This window comes from Mesorhizobium sp. M7A.F.Ca.MR.148.00.0.0, assembly GCF_003997735.1.
GTDB lineage: Bacteria > Pseudomonadota > Alphaproteobacteria > Rhizobiales > Rhizobiaceae > Mesorhizobium.
Genome location: NZ_RZTB01000021.1, coordinates 29,136 through 44,721, shown reverse-complemented (window position 1 = coordinate 44,721; position 15,586 = coordinate 29,136). Strand labels below are relative to the sequence as shown.

Sequence of the window (15,586 nt, the reverse complement as noted above, 5' to 3'; positions counted from 1 at the left end):
GCGCCTTGTGCGCGGGCTTGCCCTCGAGCTGTCAGGTGGACCGGCGCAGGCTGTCGGCCATTTTCTCGCCAATCATGATCGAGGTGAGATTGGTGTTTGCCTGGCAATCGAGCGGCATGATCGACGCATCGATAACCCGCAGTCCTTCCAAACCGTAGACCCGGCATTCCGGATCGACCACGGCCTCGCCGGGCCTTCCCATGCAACAGCCTCCGATCCCATGCTGCGCATCGGAAGACTGCGCCAGCAGGAAATTGTCGACCTCCTCGTCGCTTGCCGTTTCGAGCCATGACAAAGGCAGATCGGAATCCCCCAGCAGGACGCGCTCGGCGATCGCCTGGATCGGCGCCTGCCGGGCAATCTCGCCAAGGTGGCGATAGGCGATACGCATGCGCTGGAGATCCATTGGATCGTCCAGCATGTTCTCTTCCACGAGCGGCTGGTCGAAAGGGTTGGCGGAACGCAGTTGCACGGTGCCGCGGCTCTTGGCCTCCATCAGGATCAGATTGACCATCGCCTCGCCGAACTGGGCGCTGTCGGACTCCACGCCGATGCCGCCATGGTTCATGGCAACGTAGAGAATGTCGTCGCGCTCAGCGCCCGGCACGCCCGAACTCATCCGCACACAGCAGTTGGTATGCCGCGCGTCGACATCGGTCGCCTTGAATCCCGGCTTCAGCTTCAGTTCGATGCGGCAATAAGGATGGTCGAAGAAACCTTCGCCGACCGGCAGGTCGGCAAGCACCTCGATGTCCTTTCGTTTCAAGAGAGCCGCAGGACCGATGCCCGAGCGCTGCAGGATGACCGGAGAGTGGATGGCGCCGGCCGAGACGATGACCAGCGGCGCCTCGAATTTGCGAACTAGCCCGGCCACGATGGCCAAAACGCCGATCGCTTTCCTGCCATCGAAAAGCACCTTGTCCACCGTCGCCTGCCCGATGATGGTAAGGTTCGGCCGGTCGCGGGCAGCTTCCAGATAGCCGTCATTGACCGACACGCGCTTGCCGGCTCGACTGTTGATGGGATAGGTGCAAGCCCCTTCGGCATCCGGAGCATTGAGATCGTCATGCCAGGGATGGCCGAGAGCCATCGCGCTTTGGCGCATGGCCTTGTCGACGCTGCCCCAGCTTTCGACAGGCGCGCGGTAGATCGGAATCGGGCCGCCGCTGCCGTGAAAATTGGCCGCGATCGGGTCATCCTCCAGGCGGCAGAAGAAGGGCAGCACGTCGGCTCCCGACCAGCCCTTGCATCCGATTTCCTCCCAGCGGTCGAATGCATGGAGCACACCGCGAATGGCAATCTGCCCATTGACGGCCGTCGAACCGCCAAGCCCCTTGCCGCGCCAGTAGACCCGGTGTTCCTGCCGCTTCGTGCGACGAGCCATCAGGTCGGGATACATGTATTGTTGCTGAAAATGGTCGGGAAGAAGCAGGTTGAAGGGATTTGGGCTCGCCATCTCGGCAGGTTGCTCGCCGCTCCGGTAGTCCGGCCCCGCTTCCAGCAAAAGCACGTTCGTGGCAGCATCTTCGGTTAGCCGGGCAGCAAGAACAGCTCCGGCTGCGCCGGCTCCGATAACGATGACATCAAAGGGCATGCCGCACTCCCTACATCCGATCAATGCACGGCTGACTCGACCGCGACATCATGTTGATTTCATGCGCGCACGATCATCTGCTGGCATTCAGGCTCAGCGATGTACGCCGGAACCAACCACCTTAGCCGCGCTGCACGACTGCAAGATCATCATGATTTGTTTTATATGTAAATATGATTTCGTATATGAACTCCCATCTACTCCATATGGCGCGACGAACCCCGGTGCTCTCCGTCACTGCCGGCGATTCTCACACCGTCATCGTCCATCGCCTTTTGATAGCGATCGGCTCTCGACAAAAGCGGTATTTGGCGTGCTGCCCCTTCCGAGTCGCGCCCAGGGAACAACTGCTTCCATGGAAAGTTAGTCCATGGCTACACCGCCGGTGAGCTTTCATGACAATCCAAGGGAGACAAATCATGGCGACTGCAAAAAGAGCGACGACAAAAGGACTGGAGGCTTTGTTCCTCGATGGGCTGAAGGACATTTACTACGCTGAAAAGAAGATACTCAAAGCCTTGCCGAAGATGGCAAAGGGCGCCGAATCCGAGGAGGTGGCCGCGGCCTTTGAGAAACATCGCATGGAAACCGAAGGCCAGGTCGATCGGCTCGAGCAAGTGTTCGAACTTATGGACAAACCGGCCCGCGGCAAGACCTGTCCGGCGATCGACGGCATTCTTGAGGAAGGGTCGGAAATTCTCGACGAATACAAGGGTGACCCGGCGCTGGATGCAGGACTGGTCGGCGCGGCACAGGCCGTCGAGCACTATGAAATCGCGCGCTATGGCACGTTGGTCGCGTGGGCTGAACAGCTTGGCAAGAGCGACGTGGTCAAGCTCCTCAACGAGACATTGAAAGAGGAGGTCGCGACGGACGAAGCGCTTTCCGGGCTGGGCGAAGGCGGTGTCAATGAGCGCGCCCTGCAGCAAGCTGCCTGACTGGGCGTCGTCGCCCCGGCGCCAAGCCGCCGGGCGACTTCGCGACCCGGCCTCGCGCCCTCTTCGTCGGTACCCTTCAGATGCAATCAAACCCACCCCGATACTTCGGGGCGGGTCTGCTGAAATCACACGCGATCAGCGGTTTTTGTGGCTTTGTTCGCCAGCTTTCACATGCTGTTCGTGGGTTCCACCACGCATGCCGGATCCATCGCCCTGCTGCCGTTGACCACCACCAGAGGCCTGCTGTTGCTGACGGTTTTTGTTGTCGGCGTTCTTGTGGCTCTGCTGGCCTGCCTTCACGTGCTGTTCGTGGCTACCACCTTGATTAGGCATTGTTCTTCTCCTTCGCAATCCGCGAGGCGACAACCGCCTCGATTGCCTAAGACGAGTTAGGCGCGAACGTTCCCTCACGTAATATTTTGTGAAGACCATCAGACGAAGCCCACGGCGTTCGAAGGCGCCCGAGATGGATGCCGGATTTATTTCTGGCGTTGGCAACGAGTTCATCTTGGCCGTGACCGACGTTGCCGGCGGATCTCATGCCTGTGCCCACCAGGAGGAAAATGCATGTCATTCCGATCCGAGAGATTTACAACCACTTTGACCTATAGCGACGATGAAAGAGCGCAGGCCGCCGCAGCGCTCTATCAATACAACATCGCACAGACCGGGATCGACGACCGAGCTGATATCGGAGCGGAGCTTCGCGACCAGTCAGGAAAGACCTGGGGCGGGCTTTGGGGCAGGACGGAGCTTGGGCTCCTGTTTCTCGACATGTTCTTCCTGCCTGAGCAGTTGCGTGGCCAATCCTTTGGCTCACAACTTCTCACGACGATCGAGGAAGAAGCCATCCGGCGGGGCTGCAAGAAGGCCGTCGTGGAGACGAGCAGTTTCCAGGCGCCGCTATTCTACATGCAGCACGGGTTCGAGGAATTCGGCAAAGTCGAATTCGGGATCCCTGGACATGCCCGAGTCTTCCTTCGGAAAGATCTGCTGTAAGTCTTGGGACAGGGCGCACGGATGGCCATCGGCTAGTTGTTTCAAACGCCAGATGCTCTGGAACAAATCGACGAGTGCGGAGTTAAACGCGTCGCGACGCGCAGTCTTGCAGCGACGTGTCGAATAGAGTGCATCCCGCTGGAGAGGCATGTGCGTACTGGACATTTCAGAAAGCCGATTATCATTCAACCTGGCCGGATAGACCGCGACAGGGTTGTGGTTTCGGTGTCGGACGCAGCCGAAGTGCTGCTGCGGGACTGGCCAAAGCCGACATCCGAGAGGCGTCTTGCCGCGATCAGAGCGTGCCTTGCCGTCATGCGAGGCGAAAAGCCTACAAGGACCGCACGACAGGCGTTCATCGTTGCGGCCAAGGACGCCAAGATTCTGCTGAGCGAGCAAGTCTGACCGTGGTGGGTCGCCTCGCCGGTGCCTGCAAGTGCGACTCTGCCGAGATTGGTTCGAAAGGGAGAAATCATGATCAAGGTTTCAAGTCCCACGCCTGCCGCGGCCAGAAGCGAAGTTCAGGCAGGAGCAACGCAGGACAAAACGCCGGGGTTCGATCCCGCCATTGCCCCGCTTGAGACAGACGCCGAGGCTGCGGACACGCAAAATCCGGTCGCTGGGACAAGTCCGCCGCGCACTCGCCCAAAATTCGAAAACGATGCCAGCTTTGCCAATGCCATGCGCCCGGTCGAAGGCGAGCCGGAACTGCGGCCCGGCGGCAACTGGCCGGTGTTGGTAATTGCAGCTGTCGTTTTGATAGCAGCCGTGGTTTTCCTGACGGCAGGCATGCTGCGCTGAGAATGATCCCGACGATGCGGCACCACGGCCTATTCCTGGAGGTCTGGTGCGCCCTTCATGCCCGAGAGTTCGGTCATTGGGCACAGCAGCCGCGGTCGCGCGGGATCGGAAATGTCGAGCTTGTTCCAAGGGATGCGATATAGACCGTCGCGGCGGCGCAATCGGAAAAGATCCAGCACTGCCACGCCTATGGCCGAGGCTGAGAGGCGCTCGAAAGCGGCGTAGACCCCGACATGGAATTCGGTGACGACGAAATCGTCACCATCCCGTTCGGCGTGGATCTCCTCGATATAGCCGACATTCTTGCCGCGCTGCGAGAGTACGCGTCGCCCAGCCAGATGCTCAAGATTGACGGTGGTCATCATCAAGCTCCCGGAATGCGCCCGATGACATGGTCGCGCAACCAGTCCTGCCAGGCGAAGATCGACGTTTCTCGCACATGGATGTCGAACTCGATATCGATGCCGATATCTTTTACCTTGTGCCAGGCGATCCGATGGGGCTCGCCATGCTGCTTGCCACCCAGCTTGACCGCGAGCCGCGCCATCCACCGCCCAGGCCGTGCGCCGAGGCGACGTGCCAGGGTGATGGAGCCGAGCTCGATGGCAATGATCCGAGGCGGCTTGCCAGGCCGTAACTCCGCCACCAGCCCGTCGACCTTGCCGATCTTGATCTGCTCGCGGTCGACCACCTGCTTGTCGAGGAGATCACGCAGCAACTTCATCATGTGCCTCCGAATATCTGCAGCGGGATGGTCACCACCGCCAGTACGAAGCCGAGCGCGATGATGAAGATGACGGCGGCATTCGACAAAATGCCATTGCGATGCTCGCCGACATAACGTTTGTCGTTCAGCAGAAACAGGAATGGGACGACCGTCAGCGGCAGGCTGGCTGCCGTCAGCGCCATGGAGAAGATGGTGAGCCTCAGCGGATCGAGACCAAGCGCGATGGGAATAGCCGCCAAAAGCAATGATATCGTGTAGGTGGCGCTGAAACCCGGATCGTCGCGCGGCTTGCGATCCTCGCCCCAATTCCAGCCGAAACCCTGGGCCACAAGATAGGCCTGTTGCAACCCGACCTCTAGTGCGGCACCGAAGCAGGCAATGGCGAGGGAGACAACAAACAGCACGAAGCCCCAGAAGCCGAATATAGGTATCAGCATCAACGGCAATTGGTGATAGTCATCCACTTGGGTGACGCCATGCGTGGCGAGCACGAGAGCGGCCACGATCAACACGCCGATCGAGATGGTCCCCCCGAAAGTCATGCCCAATCCCGCTATGGCCCGATTGGCTCCGAGATAGCTTTTGTCCCACCGGTCCTCGATGGCCCCCGAGGAATAGAACATGAAGAGGTAGGGCGATATCGAGGCGCCGAGAATGCTGACCGCCATGAACCAGTAATTGGCGGCATCGTGGACCGGCAGCGAAGGCACGGCGCCCCTTGCGACTGCCGTCCAATCGGGTCTCAGCATCACCGCTCCGACGACGAAACACAGCGTCACCAGACCGAGAATAGATACGCCCTTCTCGATGAAGCCGAACGTGCCTTTCCAAAGCAGCAGCCACGCCAGCAGAGCCACCGGCAGTGCCCACCACTGGAAGCCTATGCCGGTGGCAAATTCGAGTGCAATGGCGACGCCGCCGATCTCGGCGGACAGCACCAGGAAATTGACCAGCAGGGCGGCAAGCAACGGCCATAGAAAGACATTGAAGCCGAATCTCTCGCGGATGCCGTCGGAGATCGTGTGATGGCTCACGGCCGCGAACCGGCCGGACATTTCGACAAGGAAGATGATGCAGATGGTGCCGAGCACCACCGCCCAGATCAACTGGAAGCCAAACATCGCGCCTGCCTGCGCCGCCGTCGCCATGGACCCAACTTCGAGGAAGCCGCCGACGCTGGTGACGACGCCGAGGGATATTTCCATGAGCTTCTTCATGGCTTCGGCGCGAAATATTTGGCGTAGGCGGTAGCGAGCGAACGCGACGCCAGCCGTAGATCCTGTTGCGCATCTTGGACTTCCGGCCGGTCGCCCGCCTGCAATCCGGCCTCTGCACGTGCCACCGCGACCGACAAATCGTTGACTGCCTTCGTCAGCGAAGCTTGCTCGGCGGGTTCACTGGTTTCGGCGGACCGGATTTGCTCCCCGGCATCGGCAAGCGTCTTGCCGATCGATTGCAGCGTACCCGCCGTGTATGCGGTCGGCGCCGCCCCTGCCGCCCAGGCGTCCAGCGCCATCAATACAGTCTGCGATGCGGAGGCCGCAGTTCGTGATTGCTGCTCGATCTGATCGGAAGATGAGCATGCCGACAACATCAGCAACAGCAAGCACAAGCAGTCGAGCCTGAGATAGCGGCGTCTAACGATCAAATCAGGCGTTTGGTGCGCCACCGAATAGTCTCCCCCGACCCAACAAAACCGTGGCCGGCGTAAATCTGATCTAGAGCACTCGTCGGGTCCGTCAACGACCGCGCCCGCCGATCCGGAGCACGCGGCGGCGAGCCAGGTCCCGATCGGTTTCAATTGCCGCATCAGCGTAAGCTGAAGGTCAGGCAGGGCGATCCCCGTTCGGAGCGTCTTGGATTCTGTATTCGTGAATGAGGCCGAGAACCTGAGTTCTGACTGTGTCGCGCGCGTCGGGCTGGATGAAAAACATCAGCCGTTCGACCGCTTCAACGACTGCTTCGGGCAGATCCGAAACCGCATCAGTGAATTCGCTGCCATGCTCGTACATATTGTCCGTCAGTTTCTTGTCGAGGTCGGAAAGGATGCCCATCATCCACACTCCAGATCCGTGCTGTATCGAACTCACTTCGGCACCGTCACCGCGACGCCGCCTCGCCTGTTGCTGCCGGCCGTCGATCACTGTTGCCCCGGCATTTCCGTGTTTTCCCTGGGATTTTTCTGGACGCCGGCAGCCGGGGCGGTATCCGCGGGGGCATTGCCGCCCTGGTTCTGCTCCGGCGCGCGTTTCAGCGGCGAGGTCTGCCAGCCCATATCGACGTAGAAAAAGCCGACGACGAAACCGACAATGATGACCGCCGCTATCACCAGCGAGATTATTGCGTTGCGCCGCTCCATAGGCCTAGCCACCACTTGGCTTGGGAGATGCCGGCTGGGTTGGCTGCGTACCTTGCTGGTCGCCGCCGGTGCTGGTCTGCGGTGTTGGGTTGGTGTCCGTCGTGGGATTCTTGTCGACCGGCTGGCTGTTCGTAGTATCCGTCTTGGACTTGACTGGATCGGCATTGTCGTTGCACCCCGCCAAGGCGAGCAATGCCGCCGACATCAAAAGCACTGCCCTCATGCTGATTTCTCCTGGCTGAGTCCGGGCGAAGCCGCCTGCCAATGACCTATCCGGTCGAACCGCACCGAGAGCCCTTGTTTGACCGCGCTTCTAGCCAGCAAATGGTCCAGTTCGGCGTCTTCGATCGGGCTTCGTACGACCTGGCGAATGGCCTTGCAGGCAAGTTCCGTCGAGACGAAATCATATCTCCTGCTCCTGGCGACAACATATTGTTCGACCAGCATCTTTACGCGCCTGAGCGCGATTTCTTCGGCGTATTGCATTTTGTTCCTCCTGCGCGCCGAACTGCCAAACGGGTACATTGTTCCCACCAGAACTTAAAAACATGACAGCCGAACTCACGGGAAAGCCCGCGCTTCCGAGCAGGGACGCGCGGGCTGGATCAGGCTGAGGGGACCCGATCGTGCAGCATCAACAAGGGGGAGCAACGACGCTGCACGGATGTCGAACTCGCGTAGACCTGAGTTGTTCCACCTCTCCACGCGCCGCTGTTCAAGGACAAATCGTTGTCACGGCCCGCATACGGCCGCGCATCAAACCGCACGGAACAATCAGCCCCGACAGTGGTTCGGCCGAAGCGAGTTCGGAGGACGTGATGACGAATGAAAAGTTGGCCGTGGTGACGGGCGCCTCAAGCGGCATTGGGAAGGAACTTGCCAAACTGTGCGCAAGGGACGGCTACCATCTGATCATAGCCGCTGACGAACCTGCGATCCGGCAGGCCGCCGAGGCGCTCGGTTCGCATGGTGTGACTGTCGAAGCCATCGAGGCCGATCTGGCGACCGAGGAAGGTGTCGATCGTTTGATCGCCGGGATCGGCGATCGCGATGTCGACCTGTTGTTCCTGAATGCCGGACGTGGGCTCGGCCGTGGTTTCGTCGATCAGGATTGGAAAAAAGTCCGCCGCATCATCGACACCAACATCACCGGGACCGTCTATCTCGCGCATCAACTCGGAGCCAGGATGGCACGCCGCGGCCGAGGCCGCATCCTCTTCACAGGATCGATCGCTGGTTTCATGCCCGGCACTTTCCAGGCGGTCTACAACGGTACCAAGGCTTTCATCGATTCCTTTTCGATCGCACTGCGTCATGAATTGCGGGACACAGGAGTCACAGTCACCGTGCTGATGCCCGGGGCAACGAAGACGCGGTTCTTCGAACGCGCCGAAATGATGGATACCAAGGTCGGCACCGACGAGAAGGACAATCCCGCCGATGTCGCCGAGGCCGGCTACGAGGCGATGATGGACGGTGAGGAACAAATCATCAGCGGTTGGAAGAACAAGCTGCAGGTCGCCGCAGCGCATGTGACGCCGGCAGGCACGCTGGCCGAACAGCACCGCAAGATGGCCGAGCCGGTTTCGGCGTCCAAAGACTGACCTTCGGCCTTCAAGCAAACCAAAAAAAGTCCGGCAGGGTCTTCTGCCGACCTTCTCCAAGCAGGAGCACCATCATGAAAGCGCTCACGTGGCACGGCAAAGGCGACATTCGATGCGATCAGGTGGCTGACCCCGGCATCGAGGATGATCGCGACGTCATCATCAAAGTCACCTGTTGCGCCATATGCGGCTCGGACCTGCATCTGATGAACGGATATATGCCGACCATGGAATCTGGAGATGTGCTCGGACACGAGACGATGGGCGAGGTCGTCGAAGTCGGAAGCGGCCATTCGAAATTTAGAAAAGGCGACCGCATCGTGGTGCCTTTCAACATCTCATGCGGTGAATGCTGGTTTTGCCAGAAGGGGCTGTTCTCGCTTTGCGACAGGTCCAATCCCAATGCCAAACAGGCTGCCGAAGTGATGGGACAATCCCCGGCTGGCCTGTTCGGCTATTCGCATCTGGTCGGCGGCTATTGGGGCGGACAGGCAGAATATCTGCGCGTGCCCTTCGCCGATGTCGGTCCGATCAAGGTGCCGGACGGAATGGACGACGAACAGGTGCTGTTTCTCTCCGACATCTTTCCAACCGGCTATATGGCGGCCGAAAACGCCGGCATCGAGCCAGGTGATACCGTCGCCATCTGGGGTTGCGGTCCGGTTGGTCAGTTCGCCATCCAGAGCGCATGGATGCTCGGCGCCGGCCGTGTCATCGCCATTGACAAGATTCCGGAGCGGCTGGCGATGGCTCGCGAGCACGGCAAGGCCGAGACGCTCGACTTCAGCAATTCCGATATCTACGACGCTTTGATGGCGATGACCGATGGCCGCGGTCCGGATCGCTGCATAGACTGTGTCGGGACCGAGTCGGATCCCGGCGCCAGTGCCGACTCCATGCTCGACAAGGTCAAGGCTGCCGTCTATCTCGGCACCGATAGGCCGCATGTATTGCGCGAAGCAATCTACTCGTGCCGCAAAGGCGGCACCATCTCGGTCCCCGGCGTCTATATCGGCCTCGTCGATCATATTCCGTTCGGCGCCGCCATGAACAAAGGACTGACCTTCCGGATGGGTCAGACGCACACGCAACGCTATCTCGAACCGCTCCTGGCCATGGTCCAGAAGGGCGACATCGATCCCTCCTTCGTGATCACGCACCGGGCAGACCTCGAAGCGGGACCAGACCTCTACAAGACGTTCCGTGACAAGCAGGATGGCTGCATCAAGGTGGTAATGCGACCGCATGGCTGAGATGTCGGCATCTTGCGCGGGGTCCACCTTGCGCGGATTCCCCGCCAAGGATAGCACCGACGCCGACGAGGAACCTGGAACTTTCGACCGTGGCGGTGGTTGACCCGCAGAATAAACTCAGGGCGACGAGACTATCGTGCCCGCCCGCTGCGAAGGAAGCTATCGCCATGAGCAATGAGAATTCCACATCGAAACCCAGCGTCCGGTCACCAAACGCCGATGCTCTGCCGCACCCGAGACGGGACGCCAGTGACACGGATGCCGGTGCTAAGCCGCTGACGCCGAAAACCGCCGGCACGTCCCGGCCATCGGCCCCGCCGCTGGACAATCCGGTTGCCAATCGAACCGCGGGGCGGCCGCGTCAGGCGAGCACCACGCCTAGGCCGACGGACAAGCCCCTGGACTGATCGAAACCGGCCTCTTGAATTCATAACGAGTGTTTGTCGGGACGAAGCGATGCCAGGTCCGCCAGGGTGTTGAGAAGTGCAGCGTCGCCTGCCGGCTTCGGCACGAATTTGCAGTTTCGGAAGGGTGTGGGAACGTCGCGCGGCCCAAATCCGGTCATGAAGGCGAATGGGATGCCGCGAGCCAGCAATGTTTCGGCCACGGGCAGACTTGTTTCACCGTTCAATTGAATGTCCAGCAGCGCCACGTCGGCTTTGCCTGCATCGATAAGCTGACGAGCCGCGGCGACCGACGAGACCGGGCCGATCACCGGATAACCCGCCGCACGCAGGCGTGACGCGATGTCTTCGGCGATCAGCCATTCGTCCTCGACCACCAGAACGCGTGGCCTGTCGTCGCTCACGGCGCCTCCTTGTGGTTTGCTGGAAACGCGATCTGGACGCTGAGGCCGTCCTTGTGGAACGCGGTCTCGACATTGCCGCCGAGCCTGTAACCGATTTCTCCCTGCAGCAGAGTCAGCCCAAAACCGTTCTCCAACGGCGCCTTGACAAGAGGGCCGTCCTTTTCTCGCCAGCCAAATGTGAAACTGTCGTCCTCGATCGACCATTGCACACTGACCTTGCCATCGGTTTTTGACAAAGCGCCGTACTTGGCCGCGTTGGTGGCCAGTTCATGAATGGCCATACTCATGGAAAGCCCCTGTTGCGGACCTAGCTTGACATCCTCGCCATCGAGTTCGATCCGCTCGATGCCGAATGGTTCGAGCTCCTGCTGGAGCAATTCCTTGACCGAGGCTTCCTTCCATCTCTCCCGGGTCAGCAGGCCGTAGGCCCGCGACATGGCATGCAGGCGACCGATCAGCGCATCCGCGAACTCCTCCTTCGTATCAGAACTTTCCCGCGTGCGGCTTGCAATGCTGGCGATCACCGCAAGCATGTTCTTGACCCGGTGGTTGAGTTCCGAGATGAGCACCTGCTGATGCTCTTCTGCCTGTGCCAGAGTGGTGACATCGACAAGTGTCACCACCACGCCCTGGATCCTGTTGCCCTTGTCGCGATAGGGATTGATGCGGACCATGTGAAACAGACCCCTGGCATCGCGTGCCAGATGGTGATTCAGGACCTCGCCCGTCTCGAACACCTTGTCGATGTGCTGCTTCAACTCGGGGTAGTCGAGTTGGCTCGACAGATCCGTCAGCGGCCGGCCGACATCGGAGGGGCGCAGGCTGAAGAAGGATGACGCCGCCGGCGTGAAGGTTCGCACCACAAGGCTGCGGTCGAGGAAAATGGTCGCGATGTCGGTGCTTTCGAACAGGTTGCGCAGGTCGCCGTTGGCGTGGTCGAGCTCTTCTATCTTGGCCGTCAACTCGGCGTTGATCGTGTTGAGCTCCTCGTTGAGCGACTGCATCTCCTCCTTCGAGGCTTCGAGTTCCTCGTTGGTGGATTGCGCCTCCTCATTGACGGAGACGAGTTCCTCGTTCGACGATTTCACCTCCTCCAGCGCGGTCTCGTACTCCTCGATCGTCGATTGCAGGCGCTCTCTGGTGTCGCGTAGTTCCCGCTCGAGATCGGCGGTGCTGTCGCTGTCGCTGTCGCTGTCGCGGCCGCCGCCATCTTCCTCTGAGGGGGCCTGGGTCGGCCCCGACGGTTCGAACAGGACGAGATAAAGCGGCTCGCTATTGCCACGTTCGGCGAGCGGTTCGATCGTCAGCCTGATCGGCTGGACCCGTTCGTCGTCTTCCTCCACGATGAGGTTTTCCCGCACCACTGTGCGGCGCGTCGTCGTCGCTTCCCGCAACGCGGCGCGGAGGTCCAGCCGCAGCCCACGCCTAGCCATCGTCAGCAACTGCCGGCTGGGAATCCCTTGTGGCGCTTCGAGATATCTGCCGGTCCTGGCCGAATAATAGACGACATCGCCCTCGGCGTTGACCAGGACATGCGGCGGCGCGAACCGTTCCAGCACCTGCGCCTCGACTGCCTGCCGCAGGGGATAGCCGACAAGTCCCTTCTTCGAGCCGGCGCTTTCGGATGGAAAGACGCTGGAATGGCTTTCTCCGATCAGGGCCGGCAGTCTGATGTGCGGTGAGGCATGCTCCCGCGCCTGGAAAATGCGATGTTTCTTGTCGACAGTGGCAAACAGATTGTCGTGCTGCCCGACGCTTTCGGAGGTGCCGAGGAACAGGTAACCGCCGGGCTTCAATGCATAGTGGAAGACAGGGATTACACGGCTCTGGATGCTCGGGCCGAAATAGATCAGCAGATTGCGGCAGGAGACCAGGTCCATGCGCGAGAAAGGCGGATCGCGAATGACGCTGTGCGGCGAGAAGATGCACAGTTCCCGTATCTCGTTGCTAATGACATAGCTCTCTCCGTCGCCGTTGAAGAACCGCTGTCGGCGTTCGGGTGAAAGCCCTTGCAGCAAGGCTTCGGGATAGCGTGCCGCCCGGGCCACCGCCAGCGCAGGCTCGTCTATGTCGGTGGCAAATATCTGGACGCGCGGAACGACCGTAAGCTTCTCCATGTGTTCGCGCAGCAGGATGCCGATGGAGAATACCTCCTCGCCCGTGGCGCATCCGGGGACCCAGACCCTGACGGTGTCGCTGGCGGTCTTGCCTTCGAACAGCTGCGGTATGATATTTCGCTCGAGCAACTCGAAGGCATCGGGGTCGCGAAAGAAGTTGGTGACGTTGATCAGCAGATCGCGAAAAAGGTTCATCACCTCGCGAGCATCCTTCTTCAGCCAGTCTATATAACCGCTGATGGAATGGACCTGGGCGATCTGCATGCGTCGCTTCACGCGACGCAGGAACGTCTTGGTCTTATAGCCCGAGAAGTCATGGCCGGAGTGGCTGCGCAGAATGGCGTAGATTTGTTCTCGCACCTTGTCGATGTCGGGCGTTTCATCGCCATCGTCTTCCGCCAACCCGTCCAGCGTGTCGAAGCCGCGGGCGAAAGCCTCCAGCTTCGCCCCGATCTCCTCGGCAGTCACTGCGACATCGACGAGCCCACTGGCAATAGCGCTCTGCGGCATGTCGGGATTGCGCGGCCCGTAGCCGTCCGGCGCTTGCGCGACGATAAACCCGCCCCGCTCCTTGATGGCCTTGGCGCCCAGGGTTCCATCGGAATCACCGCCCGACAGGATAACGCCGACGGCATATTCGCCCTGGTCTTCACCCAGTGCGCTGAAGAAGATATCGATGGGCTTGCGCTCCTGGGTAAGCCCATTGGGCCGACGCAGGTGCAGCACCCCCGATTCAATGGCCAATGTCACGTTTTGCGGCATCACATAGACGTGGTCAGGTTGAACCATCGTGCCATCCTCGACCACCGAAACAGGCATCTCGGTGTAGCGGCTGACAACCTCATGCAACAGACTCTCCCTGTTGGGGCTGAGATGCGTGATGATGACGAACGCCATGCCGGGCTGGCCGGTCACGCCCTTGAAAAGGCCCTCCATCGCGGGAATGCCGCCCGCGGACGCGCCTATGCCCACGATGGGAAATCTAGTCGATCGGGCAGTCACGGCATGTCCCCCTTTCGCCGACCCGACATGAAGTCTCCTCAAGGCCGGATCGAACAGGACACAACCATATAGCGCGCAAGACGGATGGAACAAGACGTCAGGGATGACGTTGAACCCGATATCAATGGTGGTTCAATGGCAAAACGATCTGCTGACATAAAACTCCCGACGCCGGTGGTATCAGGAGCGCCTGGATCGCTCGAAGGTTCCCATGCGGGGCCCGTCCCGGATCGCATGCTGATGCTTGCGAAACGGTTGCAGGCGGCCTTGGATGACAGAATTCGGAAAGCAAATCCGCTGCATTCTAACCTCCGTTCCAAGAAAGGATGACGACGTGCGCGACCTGCGGGGGCTGCATATTCTGATAGTCGAAGACGAATGGACGATGGCGGGAGATCTTGCGCGGTTTTTCAGCAATATGGGCGCCATAATCCTTGGTCCCGCTGCAACTGTCGAACAGGCTTCCAAACACACCGGGACGGCCGAAGCTGCAATTCTCGACGTCAATCTCAATGGCCGACGCGTGTTTCCAATCGCCGATGAGTTGATGCGCCGGGGTGTCCCCTTCGTGTTCTTCAGTGGCGATGACGACATCGCCATTCCCGATCATCTCCGCTACGCCAGCAATTTGCGGAAATCCTCGGGCAGCCAGGCCGTGTTCAACGCACTCTTTCCCCCACAGGCATCGGGACGGGCGACCTCCGTACCGGACCCGTCCGACGACGTCTTCGCGCTTTTGCCCAAACTGCGACTTGCGGCGCGCCTTTTGCTGGGAGACGTCGACGCATCGGATCGGCTCGTCGAGAGGACGCTCGAGCAAGCGATCCGGGATGTCGACCGCAGACAGCTTGGTCAATCCACTGAAAACTGGCTCAACGGCATCATGCGAGAGATGGCGAAAACCCGCGGCGCAAAACTGATGCATTAGTTTTACCTCCAAGGCCTCTCAGGCTGAAGTGCCAAGCCGCGGGGCCGTCATTGTTCACCACATCTCGAAAACTTGGCCGTACAGATCGGCCGCTTGGCCGGCGTCATCAGCCCTTCTGATTGCGCTCGACGAATTTGTTGAAACGGCTGGCTTTCCCCTCACCGGTCTTGGCCTGATACAGAAAGGCCAGATCATTCTCGTCGAATATCCGGAAGAACTCGTCCCATTCGATGGGCTCGAATGCTTCCTCGGGCTCGCCGAAGTCGATCCGCAGTATACCGCCCTCGCCTTTGGTGCGCACCACCGCCGGCCGGCCGTCCCGCTCCTCGGCCCATTTGCGAATTTCGTCATGGTTGGTGGTCGTTTGCGACTGAGACATTGAAATCTCCTTTGATCGGCGTTGCCACATGGGACGCGCGGGCTGTCGGGCGTCCTAACAGCACAAGGGCGTCAATG

Annotated in this window: 20 protein-coding genes; 7 read left to right on the top strand and 13 right to left on the bottom strand. The window is 60.2% G+C overall.

The genetic code is table 11. The features are described from left to right. Nucleotides 1–31 precede the first annotated feature (31 nt). Nucleotides 32–1,594 (bottom strand): GMC family oxidoreductase N-terminal domain-containing protein, encoded by a 1,563-nt coding sequence (locus EOB49_RS10995; protein ID WP_127380972.1) that lies wholly within the window; start codon nt 1,592–1,594, stop codon nt 32–34. Between the two features lie 419 nt (nt 1,595–2,013). Between EOB49_RS10995 and EOB49_RS10990 the strand changes: the two genes are divergently transcribed. After that, nucleotides 2,014–2,532: a ferritin-like domain-containing protein gene (locus EOB49_RS10990; protein WP_127268257.1), complete on the top strand. Its 519-nt coding sequence runs from the start codon at nt 2,014–2,016 to the stop codon at nt 2,530–2,532. A 135-nt stretch (nt 2,533–2,667) separates the two neighbouring features. On the opposite strand, the gene EOB49_RS10985 is transcribed toward EOB49_RS10990, so the two are convergent. Next, the gene (locus EOB49_RS10985; protein ID WP_127268256.1) at nt 2,668–2,865 is read right to left on the bottom strand and encodes a hypothetical protein; all 198 of its coding nucleotides are present in this window, start codon (nt 2,863–2,865) and stop codon (nt 2,668–2,670) included. 234 nt (nt 2,866–3,099) lie between these two features. Between EOB49_RS10985 and EOB49_RS10980 the strand changes: the two genes are divergently transcribed. From EOB49_RS10980 to EOB49_RS10970, 3 genes are all read left to right on the top strand, one after another. Further along, nucleotides 3,100–3,531 (top strand): GNAT family N-acetyltransferase, encoded by a 432-nt coding sequence (locus EOB49_RS10980; protein ID WP_127268259.1) that lies wholly within the window; start codon nt 3,100–3,102, stop codon nt 3,529–3,531. 150 nt (nt 3,532–3,681) lie between these two features. After that, on the top strand, nt 3,682–3,936 hold the full coding sequence (locus EOB49_RS10975; protein WP_127268255.1) for a DUF982 domain-containing protein: 255 nt from the start codon (nt 3,682–3,684) through the stop codon (nt 3,934–3,936). A 69-nt stretch (nt 3,937–4,005) separates the two neighbouring features. Then, complete coding sequence (locus EOB49_RS10970; RefSeq protein ID WP_127322793.1) at nt 4,006–4,332, top strand: hypothetical protein; 327 nt, start codon at nt 4,006–4,008, stop codon at nt 4,330–4,332. 29 nt (nt 4,333–4,361) lie between these two features. On the opposite strand, the gene EOB49_RS10965 is transcribed toward EOB49_RS10970, so the two are convergent. The 8 genes from EOB49_RS10965 to EOB49_RS10930 form a co-directional block, all read right to left on the bottom strand. Continuing rightward, complete coding sequence (locus EOB49_RS10965) at nt 4,362–4,694, bottom strand: hypothetical protein (RefSeq protein WP_127292269.1); 333 nt, start codon at nt 4,692–4,694, stop codon at nt 4,362–4,364. Nucleotides 4,695–4,696: 2 nt separating this feature from the next. After that, complete coding sequence (locus EOB49_RS10960; protein WP_127322794.1) at nt 4,697–5,056, bottom strand: hypothetical protein; 360 nt, start codon at nt 5,054–5,056, stop codon at nt 4,697–4,699. Next, on the bottom strand, nt 5,056–6,276 hold the full coding sequence (locus tag EOB49_RS10955) for a divalent metal cation transporter (protein ID WP_127380971.1): 1,221 nt from the start codon (nt 6,274–6,276) through the stop codon (nt 5,056–5,058). Before EOB49_RS10955 ends, EOB49_RS10960 begins: the two co-directional genes overlap by 1 nt. Continuing rightward, the gene (locus EOB49_RS10950) at nt 6,273–6,728 is read right to left on the bottom strand and encodes a hypothetical protein (protein WP_127380970.1); all 456 of its coding nucleotides are present in this window, start codon (nt 6,726–6,728) and stop codon (nt 6,273–6,275) included. Before EOB49_RS10950 ends, EOB49_RS10955 begins: the two co-directional genes overlap by 4 nt. Nucleotides 6,729–6,885: 157 nt before the next feature. Then, a complete protein-coding gene (locus tag EOB49_RS10945; RefSeq protein ID WP_031212583.1) occupies nt 6,886–7,116 on the bottom strand; it encodes a hypothetical protein in 231 nt (76 codons plus the stop codon). 83 nt (nt 7,117–7,199) lie between these two features. Further along, the gene (locus tag EOB49_RS10940; RefSeq protein WP_013533184.1) at nt 7,200–7,418 is read right to left on the bottom strand and encodes a hypothetical protein; all 219 of its coding nucleotides are present in this window, start codon (nt 7,416–7,418) and stop codon (nt 7,200–7,202) included. 4 nt (nt 7,419–7,422) lie between these two features. After that, the gene (locus EOB49_RS10935; protein ID WP_127380969.1) at nt 7,423–7,641 is read right to left on the bottom strand and encodes a hypothetical protein; all 219 of its coding nucleotides are present in this window, start codon (nt 7,639–7,641) and stop codon (nt 7,423–7,425) included. After that, a complete protein-coding gene (locus EOB49_RS10930; protein WP_027036323.1) occupies nt 7,638–7,904 on the bottom strand; it encodes a hypothetical protein in 267 nt (88 codons plus the stop codon). The genes EOB49_RS10935 and EOB49_RS10930 overlap by 4 nt, the downstream gene beginning before the upstream one ends. Nucleotides 7,905–8,236: 332 nt before the next feature. Between EOB49_RS10930 and EOB49_RS10925 the strand changes: the two genes are divergently transcribed. Both EOB49_RS10925 and EOB49_RS10920 read left to right on the top strand, forming a co-directional pair. After that, on the top strand, nt 8,237–9,022 hold the full coding sequence (locus EOB49_RS10925; RefSeq protein ID WP_127380968.1) for an SDR family NAD(P)-dependent oxidoreductase: 786 nt from the start codon (nt 8,237–8,239) through the stop codon (nt 9,020–9,022). 74 nt (nt 9,023–9,096) lie between these two features. Further along, entirely contained in the window at nt 9,097–10,275 is a 1,179-nt protein-coding gene (locus tag EOB49_RS10920; RefSeq protein ID WP_127380967.1) for a zinc-dependent alcohol dehydrogenase, read from the top strand. Between the two features lie 427 nt (nt 10,276–10,702). Here the strand turns inward: EOB49_RS10920 and EOB49_RS10915 are convergent, their stop codons facing one another. Beyond that, nucleotides 10,703–11,083 carry a response regulator gene (locus EOB49_RS10915; protein ID WP_127321138.1) on the bottom strand — a complete coding sequence of 127 codons (381 nt, stop codon included), beginning with the start codon at nt 11,081–11,083 and terminating at the stop codon, nt 10,703–10,705. Next, a complete protein-coding gene (locus EOB49_RS10910) occupies nt 11,080–14,202 on the bottom strand; it encodes a CheR family methyltransferase (protein WP_127380966.1) in 3,123 nt (1,040 codons plus the stop codon). The genes EOB49_RS10915 and EOB49_RS10910 overlap by 4 nt, the downstream gene beginning before the upstream one ends. Before the next feature lie 271 nt (nt 14,203–14,473). On the opposite strand from EOB49_RS10910, the gene EOB49_RS10905 reads away from it, so the two are divergent. Beyond that, a complete protein-coding gene (locus EOB49_RS10905) occupies nt 14,474–15,130 on the top strand; it encodes a response regulator (protein ID WP_127269400.1) in 657 nt (218 codons plus the stop codon). Between the two features lie 106 nt (nt 15,131–15,236). On the opposite strand, the gene EOB49_RS10900 is transcribed toward EOB49_RS10905, so the two are convergent. Continuing rightward, a complete protein-coding gene (locus EOB49_RS10900) occupies nt 15,237–15,509 on the bottom strand; it encodes a hypothetical protein (RefSeq protein WP_023809470.1) in 273 nt (90 codons plus the stop codon). Nucleotides 15,510–15,586 lie beyond the last annotated feature (77 nt).